This window comes from Paenibacillus sp. FSL L8-0644 (assembly GCF_038008165.1).
Taxonomy (GTDB): Bacteria; Bacillota; Bacilli; order Paenibacillales; family Paenibacillaceae; genus Paenibacillus; species Paenibacillus polymyxa_D.
The window spans coordinates 3,994,213-4,014,153 of record NZ_JBBOYN010000001.1 but is presented as its reverse complement, the minus strand read 5'-3'; the positions used below and the strand labels follow the sequence as shown (position 1 = coordinate 4,014,153).

The 19,941-nt window shown below is 47.9% G+C and carries 13 protein-coding genes and 1 riboswitch; of the genes, 10 read left to right on the top strand and 3 right to left on the bottom strand.

Translation table 11 applies throughout. The features are described 5' to 3' along the window. Positions 1–53: 53 nt before the first annotated feature. Both NSS94_RS18170 and ptsP read left to right on the top strand, forming a co-directional pair. A complete protein-coding gene (locus tag NSS94_RS18170; RefSeq protein ID WP_013372579.1) occupies positions 54–329 on the top strand; it encodes an HPr family phosphocarrier protein in 276 nt (91 codons plus the stop codon). Then, positions 322–2,034, top strand: coding sequence for a phosphoenolpyruvate--protein phosphotransferase (gene ptsP, locus NSS94_RS18165; RefSeq protein WP_029515702.1), 1,713 nt, complete (start codon positions 322–324; stop codon positions 2,032–2,034). The genes NSS94_RS18170 and ptsP overlap by 8 nt, the downstream gene beginning before the upstream one ends. Before the next feature lie 118 nt (positions 2,035–2,152). Here the strand turns inward: ptsP and gcvPB are convergent, their stop codons facing one another. The 3 genes from gcvPB to gcvT form a co-directional block, all read right to left on the bottom strand. Continuing rightward, a complete protein-coding gene (gcvPB, locus tag NSS94_RS18160) occupies positions 2,153–3,649 on the bottom strand; it encodes an aminomethyl-transferring glycine dehydrogenase subunit GcvPB (RefSeq protein ID WP_341039853.1) in 1,497 nt (498 codons plus the stop codon). Then, entirely contained in the window at positions 3,646–5,001 is a 1,356-nt protein-coding gene (gene gcvPA, locus NSS94_RS18155) for an aminomethyl-transferring glycine dehydrogenase subunit GcvPA (RefSeq protein ID WP_029515700.1), read from the bottom strand. Before gcvPA ends, gcvPB begins: the two co-directional genes overlap by 4 nt. Before the next feature lie 126 nt (positions 5,002–5,127). Further along, complete coding sequence (gcvT, locus tag NSS94_RS18150; RefSeq protein WP_340886200.1) at positions 5,128–6,228, bottom strand: glycine cleavage system aminomethyltransferase GcvT; 1,101 nt, start codon at positions 6,226–6,228, stop codon at positions 5,128–5,130. Between the two features lie 176 nt (positions 6,229–6,404). Then, positions 6,405–6,504, bottom strand: a riboswitch (glycine riboswitch). 392 nt (positions 6,505–6,896) lie between these two features. Between gcvT and gcvH the strand changes: the two genes are divergently transcribed. From gcvH to pulA, 8 genes are all read left to right on the top strand, one after another. Continuing rightward, positions 6,897–7,289 carry a glycine cleavage system protein GcvH gene (gcvH, locus tag NSS94_RS18145; RefSeq protein WP_069012484.1) on the top strand — a complete coding sequence of 131 codons (393 nt, stop codon included), beginning with the start codon at positions 6,897–6,899 and terminating at the stop codon, positions 7,287–7,289. Positions 7,290–7,715: 426 nt separating this feature from the next. Further along, positions 7,716–9,194: a PTS mannitol transporter subunit IICB gene (locus NSS94_RS18140; protein ID WP_340956525.1), complete on the top strand. Its 1,479-nt coding sequence runs from the start codon at positions 7,716–7,718 to the stop codon at positions 9,192–9,194. 81 nt (positions 9,195–9,275) lie between these two features. Then, complete coding sequence (locus tag NSS94_RS18135; RefSeq protein ID WP_069012486.1) at positions 9,276–11,354, top strand: BglG family transcription antiterminator; 2,079 nt, start codon at positions 9,276–9,278, stop codon at positions 11,352–11,354. Beyond that, entirely contained in the window at positions 11,351–11,785 is a 435-nt protein-coding gene (locus NSS94_RS18130) for a PTS sugar transporter subunit IIA (protein ID WP_069012487.1), read from the top strand. Before NSS94_RS18135 ends, NSS94_RS18130 begins: the two co-directional genes overlap by 4 nt. Then, positions 11,782–12,927, top strand: coding sequence for a mannitol-1-phosphate 5-dehydrogenase (locus NSS94_RS18125; protein WP_069012488.1), 1,146 nt, complete (start codon positions 11,782–11,784; stop codon positions 12,925–12,927). The genes NSS94_RS18130 and NSS94_RS18125 overlap by 4 nt, the downstream gene beginning before the upstream one ends. 214 nt (positions 12,928–13,141) lie before the next feature. Then, positions 13,142–15,295 (top strand): DUF454 family protein, encoded by a 2,154-nt coding sequence (locus tag NSS94_RS18120; RefSeq protein ID WP_341039852.1) that lies wholly within the window; start codon positions 13,142–13,144, stop codon positions 15,293–15,295. Next, positions 15,288–16,943, top strand: a complete 1,656-nt coding sequence (locus NSS94_RS18115) for an amino acid ABC transporter ATP-binding/permease protein (RefSeq protein ID WP_341039851.1) — start codon at positions 15,288–15,290, stop codon at positions 16,941–16,943. Before NSS94_RS18120 ends, NSS94_RS18115 begins: the two co-directional genes overlap by 8 nt. 255 nt (positions 16,944–17,198) lie before the next feature. Continuing rightward, a complete protein-coding gene (pulA, locus tag NSS94_RS18110; RefSeq protein WP_341039849.1) occupies positions 17,199–19,733 on the top strand; it encodes a type I pullulanase in 2,535 nt (844 codons plus the stop codon). Positions 19,734–19,941: the final 208 nt, after the last annotated feature.

Below are 19,941 nucleotides of genomic sequence, written 5' to 3'. Positions count from 1 at the left end.
GGTATACTGCGTGTAAACAAATATTATCTTTAGGAAAGTGGGAGGAACAAATTATGCAAACAACTTTTAGAATTACGGATGAAGACGGTATCCATGCACGTCCTGCAACTGCGCTGGTAAATACAGCTAACAAATTCAGCGGTGCTGAATCTTTTGCCGAAGCTAACGGTAAAAAAGTAACTTTGAAATCCATTCTGGGTGTATTGTCTCTGGGTCTGGAACAAGGCGATACTATTAACATTATCTGCGAAGGCGCTGAAGCTGCCGAAGCACTGAAAGCTCTTGAAAATGTAATCGTCAACGAAGGGCTGGGCGAAGTTCATGCTTAAGATTTCTGGGATTGCCGCTTCGGCAGGCATAGCCATTGCCCGGGCGTTTATCTTGGAGCATCCGAATTACGCTGTAGAGAGACGCGCGGTTGGTGATGTTGAAGCTGAAATCGCAAGATTGGATGCGGCTTTGGCACAATCTCAAACCGAATTGGAATCGATTAAGGAGAAAACGCTTAAGGAACTGGGAGAGAAAAAAGCAGAAATTTTTGCATCTCACCTGCTCATTTTGAATGACCCTGAATTGATCGATCCGGTTAAAGCTAAAATCAGAGACGAGCAGCTTAATGCTGACTATGCTTTGAATGAAGTAGCTACACAGTTCATTTCCATGTTTGAAAACATGAAAAGTGCCTATTTGCAAGAACGCGCATCGGACATGCGTGATGTAACCAAGCGGATCCTGAATCACCTGCTTGGTGTTCATTTTGTTAGTCCTGCAGAAATTGCCGAAGAAACGATTGTGCTTGCAGAAGATTTGACACCTTCCGACACAGCTCAGCTGAACCGTGAATTTGTTAAAGGTTTTGCAACGAATATCGGCGGACGTACTTCGCATTCGGCTATTATGGCTCGCTCACTTGAAATTCCTGCAGTTGTGGGAACGAAAAATATATTGTCTCAAGCTAAAAGCGGCGATTTGATTATCGTTGATGGTTTGGATGGTCACGTATTCGTGAACCCTACCGAAGAGATTGTTGCAGAATACCGTGCTAAACAAGTGGCATACGACAAGCAACGCGAAGAGTGGCGCAAGCTGCGCGGCGAAGCTACGGTTTCTGTCGATGGTGTCCATGTCGAACTGGCAGCCAATATTGGTACGCCTAATGATGTAGCTGGTGTCCTGGACAACGGTGGTGAAGGCGTTGGCTTGTACCGTACGGAGTTCTTGTACATGGGACGCGATAAGCTTCCATCCGAAGAAGTACAGTATACAGCGTACAAAACCGTTCTGGAAAGAATGGAAGGTAAACCGGTTGTAGTCCGTACTTTGGATATCGGTGGTGACAAAGAACTTCCTTATCTGGACCTGCCGAAAGAAATGAATCCGTTCCTCGGATTCCGTGCTATTCGCCTGTGTCTGGATCGCCAGGATATTTTCCGCACTCAATTGCGTGCTTTGTTGCGTGCGAGTGTGCATGGTAACTTGCGCATCATGTTCCCAATGATTGCTACGCTGAACGAATTCCGTGAAGCTAAAGCTGTTTTGTTGGAAGAAAAGGAAAAGTTGGTAGCTGAGGGTGTATCCGTATCCGAAGAAATTCAACTGGGCATCATGGTAGAAATTCCTTCTACAGCGGTATTGGCTGACCAATTCGCAAAAGAAGTAGATTTCTTCAGTATCGGTACAAACGATCTGATTCAATACACAATGGCAGCGGATCGCATGAACGAGCGGGTTTCTTACCTGTATCAACCATACAATCCATCCATTCTACGTCTGGTGAAAATGGTTATTGATGCTGCTCACCGTGAAGGACGTTGGGTTGGTATGTGTGGCGAAATGGCAGGAGATACAACAGCAATTCCGTTGCTGCTGGGTCTCGGACTTGATGAGTTCAGTATGAGCGCCACTTCCATTCTGCCAGCACGTAGTCAAATTTCCAAGTTGTCCCGTGCGGACATGGAAAAACTGGCTACAAAAGCTCTGGACATGCAAACAGCAGAACAGGTTGTTGAATTGGTTCAAAGCATCGAAGGCTAAGGAAGGGTATTACATTTCAAAGGTTATATCTTTTTCCAACAAAAAATTGCTGTGTACATACAGCAGCCGGTATCTAATTAGATACCGGCTTTTTTGCATGCTTTAAGTAGAATTTGTTTTAACTGCATGAGCAATTCAGTACAGGTTTGCGGGCTGCGGTAGTTTCGTCCAATCGTGTGACTGGAGTAGTATATGGTGCATTGAGCACCAGCTCAGGGTTCTCTTCTGCTTCCCGCGCAATATGAATCATAGTGTCGACAAAAGCATCAAGTGTTTCCTTACTTTCCGTTTCCGTGGGCTCGATCATGATGCACTCCTCTACATTCAGCGGAAAGTAAATTGTAGGTGGATGGTAGCCGAAATCAAGCAGCCGTTTGGCTACATCAAGCGTGCGCACTCCAAATTTTTTCAAGCCTCGCCCCGACATCACGAATTCGTGTTTGCAATGTCCAGGGTAGGGCAGATCAAAATGTGGAGCGAGCCGATGCATCATATAATTGGCATTGAGTACAGCGCATTCGGACACTCGCTTCAAGCCATCAGGACCGTAGCTGCGGATATAGGCATAGGCTCGGACGAGAATGCCGAAGTTTCCGTAAAAGGCTTTAACCCGTCCAATAGAATCTCCCTGTTCCCGGTCCCAGTGGTACACCCCCTGTGGATCCCGTGCGACAAGCGGCTTGGGCAAATAAGGGATGAGCCGTTGCTTTACGCCGACAGGCCCAGCGCCGGGGCCACCGCCACCATGCGGGGTACTCATCGTTTTGTGCAAATTGAGATGCACTACATCGAAGCCCATATCTCCGGGACGGGTAATCCCCATGATGGCGTTGGAGTTCGCCCCGTCATAGTAGAGCAGACCCCCCGCGTCATGCACGATGGCAGCAATGTCAGTGATTTGCTTCTCGAACAGCCCAAGCGTGTTCGGGTTGGTCAGCATGAGCGCAGCAGTGTCGTTGCCTACGGCTTGACGCAGCGCATCCAGATCCACTAGCCCCTCAGGGGTGGAAGGAAGGGTGACTGTTTCGAAGCCTGCGACGGTTGCACTGGCGGGGTTCGTTCCGTGCGACGAATCCGGCACGAGCACCTTGGTACGTCGCTCACTACGTGCTTCGTGGTATGAGCGAATCATCATCAGCCCGGTCCATTCGCCATGGGCGCCCGCGGCGGGCTGAAGCGTGACGGCATCCATGCCAGTTAACGCAGCCAAATCATTTTGGAGCGTATGCAGCAACTCCATGGCACCCTGGATGCTCTCCTCGGGCTGATATGGATGGATTTTGGCGAAGCCTGTATATCGGGCGACATCCTCATTCACCTTCGGATTGTATTTCATCGTACAGGAGCCGAGCGGATAAAATCCATTGTCCACGCCAAAATTGCGCCGGGACAAGGCGGTATAATGCCGAATAACGTCTACTTCGGATACCTCGGGTAATGCTGCAGGTTCGCTGCGCAGCGCATAGTCTGGCAAAAGCTCTGCCACCGGGCGACGGGGAACGTCGCACTCGGGAAGGGAATAGGCGATGCGACCCGGACGGCTCAATTCAAAAATGAGCGCTTGATCGTGTTCCTTTAACAGCTCTTGTTTCTGATCCTGTCCGGTATGTGTCATAGCAATCCCCCCAAGGTGTGCACAAATTGGTCAATCTCTTCTTTGGTTCTTTGCTCCGTCACGGCAATCAACATGTGACCAGCAAGTTCCTCATAGTCCCGGCCCAAATCGTAGCCAGCGATAAATCCAGCAGCTAGCAGCTCGGCCTGGAGTCTGCTCATATCTGTACCCTCAGGCAGTCTCAGGGCAAACTCGTTAAAGGTCGGTGCGTTAAACGAGGCAGTTACGCCCTTCAAGCTCAGCAATTGCTCTAAAGCATACCGGCTTTTATGCAAATTTAGCTCGGCTACTTCCTTGATCCCCTGTCTACCCATAACAGACAAGTATACAGATGCAGATAAAGCTAGCAACGCTTGATTGGAACAAATGTTAGAGGTGGCCTTTTCGCGGCGGATATGCTGTTCGCGCGCTTGCAAGGTCAGCACGAAGCCGCGTTTACCATTGCGATCAGTGGTCTGACCCACAATACGGCCGGGGATACGGCGCATATGTGCCTGAGAAACGGCAAAGTATCCACAGGTCGGACCGCCGAGAGAAGAGGAGATGCCAAGTGGCTGCGCGTCTCCTACCACAATATCCGCGCCCTGTTTGCCGGGTGTCTCCAGCAAGCCAAGTGCCAGTGGGTTGGCACTGACGACCAAAAGACCTTTGTGTGCATGGATGAGGTCAGCCATCGGCTGTAGATTTTCCACGGCTCCGAAAAAGTTGGGGCTTTGGACCAAAACAGCCGCGGTCTGTTCCGATACGGCCGCCGCTAACGCATCAGCATCCGTTACACCGTCCGAACAGCCGATCTCCACGATGTCCAAATTCAATCCGCGTGCATAGGTTGCCAATACCTGACGTGCCTCTGGATGGACGGACCTCGATACGATAAGCTGTTTACGGCGGGTAGCTGCGGCGGACAGTGAGCCCGCTTCCGCCAGTGCAGTCGCTCCGTCGTACATGCTGGCATTAGCTACAGCCATGCCCGTCAATTCGCAAATATACGACTGAAATTCGAAAATGGCTTGTAGCTCGCCTTGGCTTACTTCCGGCTGATAGGGGGTGTAGGCTGTATAGAATTCCGAGCGTGAAGTGATGTGCTGGATGACCGACGGAATATGATGATCATAAATTCCTGCGCCAAGAAAGCTGGCATGTGTGTCTGTATTGGCGTTGTGTCCAGCCAGCTCGGCCAAGTGGCGGGTTAAGGCTTTCTCATCGAGTCGAGAAGAAAGAGGGAGTTCCCCTTGATATCGAATGGCCTCTGGAATGTCACTGAATAAATCATCAATGGATGATACACCGACCACACGCAGCATTTCGGTTTGATCCTGTTCAGTCATAGGGAGATAACGATGCTGCTTCATAGGTTCTGGCTCCTTTCGAAAAGCAAAATTTTAAATCCGTAAATGAGCTAATAAAAAAGTGTGAGATGAAAACCCGGAAATACATATCTGACATGTTTGCTTTATAGAAATAAGGAGAGTTTAAGATCAGCGTGGGCGCTTATAAAAGGGGGCTGCCACCACCTCGGCACGCAGGCGTTTGCCACGAATCTCAACCTCCAGTGGTGTGGAGAGGGCGCTAAAACGACTGTCCACCAAGGCGAGGCCCAGATTACGCTTCAAGGAGGGCGACTGAGTCCCCGTTGTGACCTCACCGATGTGTTGTCCTTCTGCGAATACCGGATAATGGGCGCGTGGGATACCGCGGTCCATCATTTCTAGCCCGATCAATTTACGAGGAACCCCTTGTTCTTTTTGACGCTGAAGTGCTTCTCTACCGATAAAATCTCCTTTATTCAGCTTGACGAAGAAACCCAGACCGGCTTCGAGTGGTGAAATTGTGGCAGATAACTCCTGTCCGTATAGCGGCAACCGAGCCTCAAAGCGTAGTGTATCCCGAGCACCAAGTCCAGCGGGAATCAGCCCATACGACTCACCGGAACGAAGCAAACCCTCCCATACGGCGGGTGCTTCCGCGGCAGGTACGTAAAATTCAAAACCGTCTTCGCCCGTATATCCGGTTCGTGAGACGAGTGCTTTTGCTCCGAACAATGGCACGTTCTCATGAAAGTGGAAAGATGCCAGATTCGTAATATCCGTATCTGCCACGGCTGCGGCAATACGTGCTGCTTCCGGTCCCTGCAATGCCAGCAATGCTATTGCATCAGACACATTCTCCATGTGAACGGATGCAGGCACATGACGAAGTAACCAATCCCAATCCTTATCAATGTTGGAGGCGTTCACAACGAGCATGTAGCGTTCCGGTCCTTTGCAGTAAACAAGCAGGTCGTCTACTACACCTCCATCGGGGTAACACAGGAGTGAATATTGTGCCTGACCTGGTTCCAACTGGCTGACATCATTCGTGGTCACCCTTTGTAGAAAAGCTTCGGCCTCTTTGCCTTCAACCAAAAACTCACCCATATGCGATACATCGAATAAACCCGCACGTTGCCGGACGGCCTCATGCTCCTTTTGAATGCCGCTAAACTGAACGGGGAGCTCCCAGCCTCCAAAGTCAATACAACGAACCCCAGACTGCGTCCCGTAGGATGAATATAGCGGTGTTTTTCGCAAATTAGTCATGTTTCCACTCCTATCCGGTGTAATCGGCTAAACAAAAAAGACAGGCCGAAAAAAACGTATAGACAGCAGTCTATACTCTTTTTTCAGCTCTGTCCTTGATACCAGAAAGTTACCCCGGTATGTACCGGGTTTCCTCTTGGGTGATCCGCTCCAATAGCGAATGCTCTCCAGAGATGCGTCCGGCAGAGGTCCTTTTGCCTGAGAGATTCACCTGCAATGCAGGCTTACTCCTTCGGCGCTACCTTCGGGATCAGCAGTATATTACCTGGCTTTGCAGATAACAACTTGATCCGATTCGCGTGCACAACTGTCTCACAAGCGGCAACAGCTATGCGAATCTTTTTGGCAGTCTCTCCCTCTGCGTTCATCCGCGTTTGCAGTTGTCGGGTGTTTCCCAAAGTATTTGCTATAACCCATTAATACGCAAATTCATTCAAAATGTCAATAAAAATGTCATCAAAAACAATAGAAAAAACATTTAATATATAAATAAGGATATGTAAGCGTTTGTTATAAATTATTATATTTTTATATAGAGCGCTATAGGAGGTAATATGAAGTATTTTTGTTAGTATTATTGACATGAGTGTTCTTATTGTCATAATCTTAACCTGTCTAATACAGGTGAGCAAATGCGATTTTATTCATATGGAAGTGAGGGGAACAGAATGGGTGAAGTGAAGCAGCAACTTTGGTATACAGACGAACATGAGTGGGTTCAGCGGACAGAGAATGGAACGGTGCGGATTGGTATTACAGACTTTGCACAGCACCAACTGGGTGATATTGTTTTTGTAGAATTACCTGAGGCGGGAGTAACGATTGAGCAGGGAGCGGAGATCGGTACGATTGAATCGGTGAAGACGGTATCCGACCTTTTTGCTCCGGTGACGGGAACCATATTAAAAGTGAATGAAGCGCTGGAAGGTACACCTGAGCTAGTGAATGAATCTCCATATGACAAAGGTTGGATGGTAGAAGTAGAGATGGATAAAGATGTGGAGGAATCATTGGGCAAACTACTGTCGGCGGATCAGTATGAGCAGTTGATTTCGGAGTAATAAATAGAGCAATGCAGCATGAAATAATAGCGTGTTATTCGGAATTTTATATTGATTTTTAATTGAATAAGAGCATCGTTAGTTTGCTCGATTTTTGTATAAAATAGTCGCTATGATTTGACGTAGCGGCTATTTTTTTGTCTTTTTTTGAAAACGTAATTACGTGTGTTGTTCTGATATAGTGGGTTGTCCCCATATAGGAATCATACATAATCCAGCGCGGTTTTTCGACTAATTTCTATAGCTACAGGTCATATTAAGAAGAATTATGCAGGTATAATATCTTCCTGGATAATTTAAATTTAAATGTTGTCATCAACGTTCATGACGAAAGTACGTTTTCATTTCGTTGATGAAGATAGCGCTGTCATTTAGTATGAATTTTAAGAAAAGGTAGTGATGCTTACCTACAAGGAGGATTTGAATATGAGTACATTGGACGCAAAGCCAAGTTCAAAAGGAGGCACTCGTGTCGCCGTACAGCGTTTTGGCCGTTTTCTTAGCGGTATGGTTATGCCCAATATGGGAGCCTTTATTGCGTGGGGGTTGATTACGGCACTCTTTATTCCGACCGGATGGTTCCCGAACGAAGGTTTTGCACAGTTGGTTGATCCGATGAAAAATTATTTGTTGCCGCTGCTGATTGGTTATACAGGGGGCACGATGATTCACGGACAGCGTGGAGGTGTGATCGGTGCCATCATGACGATGGGTGTCATAGTAGGAGCCGATATCCCGATGTTCCTGGGCGCGATGGTAGCTGGTCCGCTGGCTGCGTGGATATTGAAGAAGTTCGACAAGGCCATTGAAGGCAAAGTCAGATCAGGCTTTGAAATGCTGGTCAATAATTTTTCGGCCGGGATTATCGGTGCCATTCTAGCACTGCTTGCCCATGTGGCGATCGGCCCGGTTGTACAAATGATCAGTCAAGTGTTGTCGGCAGGGGTACAGTTCCTCGTGAACGCGGGGCTATTGCCGCTTGTCAACCTCATTATTGAGCCCGGAAAAGTATTATTTTTAAACAACGCGCTGAATCACGGAGTATTGAGTCCGATTGCGTTGGAGGAAGCTGCAAGAACAGGCAAATCCGTACTGTTCATGCTGGAATCCAACCCTGGGCCGGGGCTTGGTATTTTGCTGGCCTACTGTCTGTTCGGTAAAGGCTCTGCGAAGTCGTCAGCTCCTGGCGCAGTCATCATTCATTTTTTCGGCGGGATTCATGAAATTTATTTCCCTTATATTTTGATGAAGCCGATTCTGATTCTTGCAGCTATAGCTGGCGGTGTTGTGGGAACCTTCTGTTTCATGTTGACAGGTGCCGGACTGGTTGCTGCTCCTTCACCGGGTAGTATCATCGCCTATTTTCTAATGACGCCAAAAGGTGGATATTTGCCAATGCTGAGCGGGGTGATCGCTGCTGCGGTCGTATCCTTTGCTGTTGCAGCAGTGTTACTCAAGACAGGTAAGCAACAAGAAGAGGGGCTGGAGGAAGCTGCATCTCGCCTGAAAGATATGAAAAATCAAAGCAAGAGTGCCAGTGCTAACGCCACTGTAATGGAAGATAACCACGAATCTGATCGTGCTGCCGAGATTGTCGCAGATCGAACGCTCAAGGATAAATCCGAAGTGAACAAGATTGTCTTTTCCTGTGATGCAGGTATGGGTTCAAGCGCGATGGGTGCCTCGATTTTACGCAAAAAAATGAAGCAGGCGGGCGTAGGCGTAACAGTTACGAATACGGCAATCAGTGAAATTCCACAGGATGCGGATATTGTCATTACGCAAAAAACGTTGACAGACCGGGCTAAAACAGTAGTCCCGAATGCTGAACACATTTCCATTGACAATTTTCTGAAGAGTCCTGAATACGAAGCGCTGGTTGAACGTCTGAAATCCGATTCTTAATCCCCGTCATAGTCAGGCGGACTGTATGCAGTGTACGTCTCCTGCTGGAGGGATGAGCTTGGGAAGGAACGGTATGCGCTTATGAATATTACGAAACGACAACGTGACATCGTGGAATATCTTCTGGAGCAGTCCAAAGAGGTTACTGCCGGGGAAATTGCCACGAAGATCAATGTCAGCACAAGGACGGTTCATCGGGAACTGGGCGCAGTCGAGCATTGGCTGGCAACTCATGAGGTGAAGCTGGAGAAAAAGTCAGGGATTGGTATCTGTATAGATGCAGACCCAGCTCAGCTTGTATGCCTGCGAAAGCAATTGCTGTATACGAATCCAGACGAATATTCGGCTGAGGAGAGAAAGATCGTGGTTCTCTGCATGCTGCTGGATACACGGGAGCCGATCAAGCTGCTGGCGCTGGCTTCAGATCTGAAAGTCACGGTAACTACGGTCAGTCATGATCTGGACGAATTACAAGACTGGATCGGAGATCGAGGGCTCGTGCTTGTCCGCAGACGGGGATATGGTGTCGAGATTACCGGACGGGAGATAGACAAAAGACGGGCGATTTCCGAGCTGGCCCTCGAACATTTGGATGAATCTGATCTGTTTTCCAGCCAGGGAGAGGTTCGTTCTGTGACTCGTGTCTCCGACAAATTGCTGGAGATGATTGGCAGAGGGAACTTGCTGATCGTGGAAAAGGCCCTCTGGCAGCCCCATGAAAAGTGGCTGGAAAACATGGTGGAAAGCAAATATATGGAGTTGCTGATTCAGATTTGCGTTTCGCTGGCACGTCTACGACTCGGGTATGTTATGGATCCTCTTCTCTCCTATTTAAAAACAGATTCGGATGAGAATATCATGCTGCGTACAGCTATGGTAGAACGCATATGCGCAGAATTGTCAGCGGCGCTGGATATTAACTTTCCGGACCCGGAACGATCTTATTTCAGGCTGCTGTTCCGTGATGCCGAGGATCATTCTACCCGGCTGCTGCCGCTCGATGATCTTGTACTGCTGGAGTCGGTTCATGAGTTGATTCGTCGTGTGGAGGAAGAAACAGGCACGCCATTGGAAGAGGACCGTGTTCTGCGTGAAGGACTGATTGCCCATATGGCTCCGGTATTCAAACGTTTGAAGGAAGGCAAGTCGATTCGTAATCCCCTCCTTCAGCAAATCCGCAAGGATTACAGCAGCTTATTCGACTCAGTGAAAAAGGCTGCGGCGGACATGACAGAAATGAAAGTCCCTGATGAAGAGATCGGATTTCTCGTCATGCATTTCGGCGCTTCGCTGGAGCGGCTGCGACAATTGCGGCGGGAGGTGCGGGCCATCGTAGTCTGCACGAGCGGCATTGGTTCATCCAGACTTCTGGCAACAAGGCTCGCCAAAGAGCTGCCACAGATCAAAATTGTGGATAGGGCCTCATGGTACGAGGCGGCGCGGATCCCCAAGGAGGATTATGATCTGATCATTTCGACAGTAGAGCTACCGCTTGAACCAGATCGCTATCTTAAGATCAGCCCGCTGCTGACGCAGGAGGAGAGTGATCGCCTGCGTCAATTTATCCAGCATATTACACTCAATCATCCTGATGACCATCAGCAGGAACACGTCGTTCAGCCCGGTCAGGACATGGAGTGGCTTACCGGTCTGCGGAAAAGTCTCGATGAAATTGTACACATTGTACAGCAATTTCAAGTGTACCCGCTGGAAAATCAGGAGATGGATATGGCGGCGACCGTAGAGGCTATATGCATGTTGGAGGCGGGGCGGGGGAATGTTACAGAGCCTTCTGCGGTTGCTGCACAACTCATGGAAAGAGAGCGCCAAGGTAGTCAGGTGATCTCTGATACCTCCATTGCTTTAGTTCATACGCGTAGCCACTATATTCGCAAACCTTCGCTTACCTTGTATAAGCTGGCAGAGCCGCTGTTGGCGGATACAGGCGAACAGGTAGAATGCGTGCTGCTCATGTTGGGACCTCGTGAGCTGCCGAGAGAAAGCTTGGAGGTATTGAGCGAGATTAGTGCATTACTCTTGCAGGAAGACATGGTTACGCTACTGGAACACGGTAGCAGGGATCATATTGTCAATTATATATCGAGTGAGCTAGCTGGATTTTTACACAGTAAATTAGGGACAGGGAGGAACCTACCGTGAGTATTATGACGATAGACAAAGTAAAAATGAATGCAACCGCCAAAGACAAATATGAGGCGATTCGTATGGCTGGACAAATCCTGCTGGATGCAGGACATATTTCAAGTGAGTACATTGACAAGATGCTGGAACGCGAGGAGATCGTGTCCACCTATATCGGGAACGGGCTGGCTATTCCACATGGCACCAAGGAATCCAAGACGCTTATTCAATCCACAGGCATTTCCATCGTCCAGTTTCCGCAAGGCGTAGATTTTGGGGGAGAAAAAGCATACATGGTAATCGGCATTGCAGCACAAGGCGGCGATCATATGGAGATTTTGACGAGTATCGCTGTGGTGTGTGCGGAGGAAGAAAATATGGATAAACTTCGCAATGCGGTGACCCCACAGGAAATTATAGATCTGTTCGAAAGTGAGCTGGAGCTATGAGAGCCGTCCACTTTGGAGCAGGAAATATCGGTCGCGGCTTTATCGGATTGATTCTGTCGCGTGCAGGCTATGAGGTTGTTTTTTCAGATGTCAACGACACCCTTGTATCCGAGTTACGCCGTCGTAAACAATACACCGTAGAATTAGCCAATGATACAAAGGATACGGAGCTGGTCACGAATGTGACGGCGATTGACGGCAAGGATGCAGCGGCTGTAGCCGATGCAGTAGACCACGCAGATCTGGTAACGACCGCGGTAGGGGTCAGCATCCTCAAGCACATAGCAGCAGGTATTGCGGAAGGAATCAAGCGGCGGGTAGAGAGAGGAGCGAGGCCGCTGCATGTGATTGCCTGTGAAAATGCAATCGGAGGTAGTGCGCAACTGAAAGAGCATGTTTTTGCGCTATTAGATGAGGCGACCCGTGCCAAGGCTGAGGCTTCGGTGTATTTTCCAAATGCTGCCGTAGACCGGATTGTGCCGATCCAGCAACACGAGGACCCGTTACATGTGCAGGTAGAGCCTTTTTACGAGTGGGTGGTGGATCGTTCGCAAATGGCATCTGAGCATGAAGAAATCGAAGGTATCCTGTACGTGCAGGATCTAGAGCCTTACATTGAACGAAAGCTGTTCACGGTAAATACGGGACATTGCGTGGCAGCTTATCTTGGTTATACCGCAGGTTATGCTACCATTCAGGAGGCCATGAAGGATAGCAAGGTGGTGGATTCGATACAAGGGTCACTGGAGGAAACGGGAGCGGTGCTTGTGAAGCGCTTCGGTTTGGATCAAGAGGAGCATAGGAAGTACATCTCTAAAATTTTGGATCGCTTCCGCAACCCTAATCTAATAGACGATGTTACTCGGGTCGGACGTTCACCATTACGCAAGCTGTCTCCCAATGACCGTCTTGTACGTCCCGCGCTCCAAGCGCAGGAGTATGGCATTCCGACGGATCATCTGGCGTTAGGAATGGCTGCTGCCTGTAAATTTGATATTACGGAAGACCCCGAGGCAGTCGAGCTTCAGCAGGTGATCCGCAACGAAGGGCTGGGTGTGGCGCTGACGCGTTATACTTCCATAACCGCAGACCACCCGTTACATCGGCAGATATTGGAGCAATATGATATTATAAATTCATAAAACAACGGATTACTAACATTAAATTTCGATAATCCTCTTGAAGACAAAGCATCCACATCAACACTAGCGTGTTCTGTAGAGATGTGCTTCAAGAGGATTTTTATATGCGTGATTTACATCACATAACAACCTGCTTAAATTGTTTATATTGATAATGATTATCATTATCTATAAAATGAAACCATTACTATTATAACTATTAGGGAGGATTATAGTGAAACCGATCTATATTACCTTAGGGTTTTTATTTTTAGCGCTTGGAGTTATTGGTGTAGTGCTACCGTTGCTACCGACTACACCGTTTCTGCTGCTCGCGACCTTTTTCTTTATGCGGGGGTCCGAAAGGATTCACCAGTGGTTTTCGAATACCTCTCTGTACCAAAAGCATCTAGAGAGTTTTGTTCAAACAAGGTCGTTGAAGCTGTCTACGAAAATCACGACATTGGGCTTAGCGTCAACGATGCTGATTATAGGCTTTATTTTCACCCCTAATGTGTGGGGCAAAACGCTCATCGTCTTGGTCATCCTTTTTAAATATTATTACTTTATATTCCGAATCGGAACAGTGAGAAACGCTGCAGCAAAAATAACACCATCATCTTCACCTGCACCTACTCCAAAAAAAAAGTCTAAAATGGTCGACAGCCGTCTGCTCGGTCTAGTGGAACATTCTCGAAAATATATCGTATGGGGTGTGCTTGTGCAGTGGATCGGTCTTTTGGGGAGTATAGCCGCTGTGTTGTCTATGGCCTTTGTTATGCAGCAGGCATGGGAAGGACAAGTGACTCGCAAGCTGATTCTATCTATGACGGTCATTGTTATTGCTGCTATTGCAGTTCGCTGCCTGAGCAATTATGCAGCCAGTATGTTATCCTATCGTGCTTCGGTAAATGCTAAAAAAACGCTGCGCTCGCAAATTTACAGCAAGTTGCTGAAGATAGGGCCCGCATATACAGATCATACCTCCACCTCGGGGGTTATTCAGGTTGCTGTAGAAGGGGTAGAGCAGCTTGAAACCTATTTCGGTAGATATATGCCTCAGCTATTTTACAGTCTGCTTGCCCCCGTAACGTTATTCATTACCCTCTCTTTTGTCAGCTTCAAAGCAGCCATTATACTATTGATCTGCGTTCCCTTAATTCCAGTGTCGATCATTGTCATTATGAGGATGGCTAAAAAGCTTTTTCGGAAATATTGGGGTAGTTACGTCAATTTGGGCCACAGCTTTTTGGAGAATGTGCAAGGTCTGACTACGCTCAAAATGTACGGAACAGACCAGGATAAACATCAGGAAATGAACACAGCAGCTGAAGATTTTCGCAAAATGACGATGAAAGTGCTGACTATGCAGCTTAACTCCGTGGCCATTATGGATCTTATCGCATTTGGTGGTGCCGCTGCGGGTGTACTGGTCGCGGTAAGCGAATATTCTTCTGGACGAATTGGCTTGGCAGGAGCAATCATCATTGTTTTGCTGTCGGCAGAATTTTTTATTCCTCTGCGTCTTCTGGGTTCTTACTTTCATATCGCCATGAACGGAATGGCTGCAAGTGACAAAATATTCCAAATGTTGAGCACAGAGGACCTTATCCAAGGACAAAAAAGCATAGAAACCACAGATATTCGTCTGGAACAGGTGAGTTTCGCCTACGACGAAAGAGATACCTTACGAAATGTATCCATGGATATTCCCCAGGGCAGCTTTGTATCCATTGTTGGGGAATCAGGCTCTGGTAAAAGTACGGTAGCCGGATTGATTGTTGGGCATCACGAGGGGTATCGAGGAAGCCTGACGATTGGAGGAACCGAGCTTACCGATATTTCGGAAGAAAGCCGCATGCGTCATATGACCTGGATCGGTTTTAACAGCTATATTTTTAAAGGCACCGTGGAAGCAAATTTAAAAATGGGCAATGAGCACGCGGATGAGCAACACATGCTGGAAGCTTTGCGACAAGTGAAGCTGTATGATTTTATCCTCTCAGAAGGAGGTCTGGAAGCAGAACTGGAAGAGCAGGGAGCCAATCTGTCAGGAGGACAGCGCCAGAGGCTAGCACTAGCCAGAGCATTGCTACATGATAGTCGTGTCAACATTTTTGACGAGGCCACCTCTAACATTGACAGTGAAAGTGAGGAAGGCATTATGGAGGTTATACATGCGCTGGCAGGTCAAAAAACAGTGATTCTTATCTCTCACAGACTGGAAAACGTAGTCCAATCCGACTGTATCTATGTGCTGCAAAACGGTTTGGTGGCAGAATCCGGGACGCACCATGAGCTGTTGAGCCAGCAGGGGCATTATGCGGAGATGTATCTCAGTCAACACCGGGTAGAGCAGTTTGGAAAAGGAGGGGCTGTATATGCGTAGACACGGATTACGGATCATGGGCCAATTATTGGTACTGGCGGGACCTCTTTTACCTGTGCTGCTCATCACGATTGTTACAGGAGTGCTTGGTTTTGTTTGTGCTATTGGCATTATAGTGTTTGGAGCCCTGGCTCTGCTTACAGCAACGGGCATCACGACAGGCTACACCCTATCGTTTTTGCTGACAACGATCGTGGTTTGCGCCGTACTGCGCGGGGTATTCCGTTATGGCGAGCAAATGAGTGGTCACTATCTCGCTTTCAAGCTGCTGGCTGTACTACGTGACAAGATGCTTCAAGCCCTGCGAAGACTCGCTCCAGCCAAATTGGAAGGCAAGGACAAGGGAAATCTGATCTCACTCATTACAAGTGATATTGAGTTGCTGGAAGTATTTTATGCGCATACGATAGCTCCTGTTATGATTGGCATCATCACCTCACTGCTCATGGTGTTTTTTATCGGTTCTTATGAGCCTCTGCTAGGCTGGCTTGCTGCGCTTGCTTACATAACCGTCGGTTTGTTTATTCCCCTACTTACGACACGTATGGGCAAGCGCCAAGGGATGGAATACCGGAGCAGCTTCGGCCAGCTGAGCAGTTATTTTTTGGACAGCTTACGTGGGATGAAGGAAATTGTGCAATATGGGCAAGGGGAACAACGATTAAATGAGATTAACCGTCGTACGGATCAGTTGGATGCCAAGCAGAAGGACTTAAAGCATCATGAAGGCATCACAAGAGCCATCACAGATGCGGCTGTAGTTGGATTCTCATTCTTGATGCTGCTGGCTGGATTGTACGGTATGTCTAATGGTCAGGTTGACTTTACAGGTATGCTGATTTCTGTCATTGCCCTGTTTAGTTCATTTGGTCCGGTCATCGCACTAAGCAATCTGTCCAACAATTTGCTTCAAACGCTGGCGAGCGGGGAACGAGTGTTGAGTCTATTGGAGGAAACCCCGGAGGTAGAGGAAAATATCGAAGGAATGAGTGTCGCCTTTACTGGGGCACAAGTAGACAAGGTGACTTTTGCATACGATGGTCAAACGGTGCTGAATGATGTAAGTCTCATGATACCGCATAAGCAGATTTTAGGCATTCAGGGTAAAAGCGGCTCTGGCAAGTCTACACTGCTAAAGTTGCTGATGCGATTTAGGGACCCGCAGCAAGGTGAAATTTTGCTATCCGGACACGATTTGAAGGAAATTGGGACCCGACATTTGAGAGGCTTACAGAGCTATGTAGACCAGCATACGTTCCTGTTTGATGATTCCATTGCAACTAATATCAAAATCGGAAAGCCTGATGCTACACATGAGCAGGTGGTGGAAGCAGCACGTAAGGCATCCGTGCACGATTTTATTATGACCTTGCCTCAAGGGTATGATAGCCGAGTTGGAGAATTGGGGGACAGGCTGTCCGGTGGAGAACGCCAACGCTTGGGGCTGGCCAGAGCCTTTGTCCATAATGCTCCTCTCTTACTGCTCGACGAGCCTACCAGCAATTTGGACAGCCTGAACGAGGCGATTATTTTAAAATCGTTAAAGGAACAACAGCAAGATAAAACGATTGTCCTTGTTTCTCACCGGAGTTCTACCATGCGGATTGCTGATGATATTTTTCAAATGGATAATCGAAGACTGTCCTGACTTTTCTAACTATTGTTATATCCTAAGGGCAAAAGTTGTAGCCTGTTCATGGTATTGTCATAAAATGGAGTGTGTGTTGAAATGGAAGCGTCATCCTTATTTAAATCATCCAGCTTTTCAAGCTTGTCTTATTTTGTTAGCCTATTAGGTGAAGATTTTATAAAATCCTAAGGTATATTGACAAGTCATAAACATCATAAATGATGGATGAACAGAGGCTGTAAGCCGATGTACAGAAATGGGTGGTGAACAGAAATGTCAGATTTCAATCAGCTTAAAGAGCTTGAGCACACAAAATATCCCATATATGAAGGCTATGATTTGGGTCTTACTTATACGCCTGCGGGCAGCAAGTTCAAGGTATGGGCCCCGACTGCGAAGCAGGTCCATATAGCGTTGTATAGCGATGCGGGGGCGTACGATCAGGAGGGGAACGTTCAGGAGCACGGCGGGGGTCAGGAATTTCTCATGATCCGTGATGATCAAGGGGTATGGTCTATAGAGCTGGAAGGTGACTGGAACAAATATTATTACATGTACAGGCTGGAGTGGGCGGACAACACTGTTCATTATGCTGCCGATCCATATGCCACAGCGGTATCAGCCAACGGGCAACGTACAGCGATCATTGATTTGGCTCAAACCAACCCGGATGGATGGGAATTGGATGCGGGGCCTACCCTTAAGCGGCCGACGGATGCCATTCTCTATGAGGTTCATGTGCGTGATTTTTCGATGGATACCTATTTTAATACAGGGAAAAAAGGCTTATCTGCTGCTCAGGGACGGTTTGAGGCCTTTACGTATACGGGATTGAAGGATCCTGAGGGGAACAGTATCGGGCTGGATCATCTGCTGGAACTGGGCATTACACATGTTCATTTGCTTCCAGTAGCTGATTTTCATACGGTGAATGACTTTGCGGAATTAGATACTGAATATAACTGGGGCTATGATCCCCAGCATTATAATGTGCCGGAGGGGTCTTATTCTTCCAATCCGGCTGATCCGGAGGCACGTATACGAGAGCTGAAACTGCTGGTACAGTCTTTGCATTCTGCCGGCATCGGTGTCATTATGGACGTTGTATACAACCATACGTATTCGGTGGAACAGGGGCCATTTGAGCCTGTTGTACCTGGATATTATTACCGCACGGATGAACAAGGGCAGCTCACCAATGGATCAGGTGTAGGCAATGAGGTGGCAACCGAACGTCCGATGGTGCGCAAGTATATCAAGGATTCACTACGCTATTGGGCAGAGGAATATCATATAGACGGCTTTCGATTTGATCTGATGGGTCTGATTGATACACCAACCGTGGTGCAGCTTACGCAAGAACTTCGCTCTGAAGTGCGTCCGGATCTGCTGATCTATGGTGAGCCTTGGACGGGAGGAAAATCTCCACAACCCTTGCTTACGCTAAAAGGAACACAACGGGACAAAGGCTTTGCTGTTTTTAACGACAACTACCGTTCTGCTATTAAGGGGGATAGCGACGGTACTGGAAGCGGGTTTGCCACGGGGGCAGAACATCAGGAGGAGCAGGTGCTCAAAGGTGCTTTTGGGGCTATTCATGATTTCACAGCTCAGCCATCGGAGACCGTCAATTATGTAACTGCCCACGATAATCTCAATCTGTGGGATAAAATTTTGACGGTAAGACATTTGCGGGAGCACTGTCGTTTTCCACAATGGGAGCAGGGGAAGCCACAGGATGGGAGGACACCTGAACATGCTGTTGCCGAAGCAGATCCGTATGGGGAACTGGATGAAAATAACCTGCTAGAGGACGAAACCGTGCGCAAGTCCCTGTTGGCCAACGGCATGGTACTCACATCTCAAGGTATTCCTTTTATTCATGCAGGGGATGAACTGTTGCGCTCCAAATATGGAGACCACAATAGTTACCGGAGCTCAGATGTGGTCAATGCCATTCATTGGGATAACAAGGCGAGGTTTCGCCCCGTGTTTGATTACTACCAAGGCTTAATTGCTTTGCGACGCAGCCACCCAGCATTCCGAATGGACCAACGTGAGCTGGTGGAGCAGCACATGGAAGTGCTGCAAAGCAGTGGGCATGTGGTGGCCTTTGCTTTGAGGCACCATGCTAACGGCGATGCCTGGAATCATATTGTGGTGATTTATAACGGCTCGGATACGGAGCAGACGATAGTATTGCCTGCGGAATCGGATCGTTGGCATGTGGTCGTGGACGCACACGGGGCTGGTAATGAGACACGGTATGAAGTCGTAGGCCATCGTGTAACTGTATCGCGCTGGTCAATGATGGTGTTATATGATCAGGAAGAACCTGCACGAGTCTCCTTTTTGACTGAACAAGATCAGGCTAATCGTCAGGCGGAGAACGAATTGGAAGACTCGGATGAGGGAACAGATCAAGAAATTGCAGGTACAGCCATGGCTTTGACAGATGTGCAGCTTGGAAACGATAATGAAGTCGCTCCATTTCGTACGATTGAACTGATCTACGAGCGTACGGATCGGCAATACACTGGCTGGAACGTATGGGTATGGGGAACTGGGCATCGCGACGGACATGTCGAATTTCGGGATTTGGATGACGGTCGTGCAATAGCGCGTATTCAGGTGGCTCCTGATATACAGCGAATTGGCTACATTGTCCGGCTTAATCACTGGGATGCCAAGGATGTTGAGGCAGATCGATATATTGATATAGACCAGAACCAGTCTGTGATGCAGGTACTGATTCATAGTGGCAGAGAAGAATATTTGTTACTGGTAAATGATAATCGGGCCGGTTAGACTTGCGTGCTTGGTTGCGTATATACACAAAAATAGCATTTTTCGATCATTTCGAGAAATGCTATTTTTTTATGCAAACGTGTGTCAGTTTCAGAAAAAAGGGGTAAAATAGAATTATGGACTTGTTTAGTTTTGCCAGCTAGCTGGCTTACATCCTGTAGTACGACTGGTAAACAGGCAAGATTCTTGGAGGAAAATCATTTGTAAG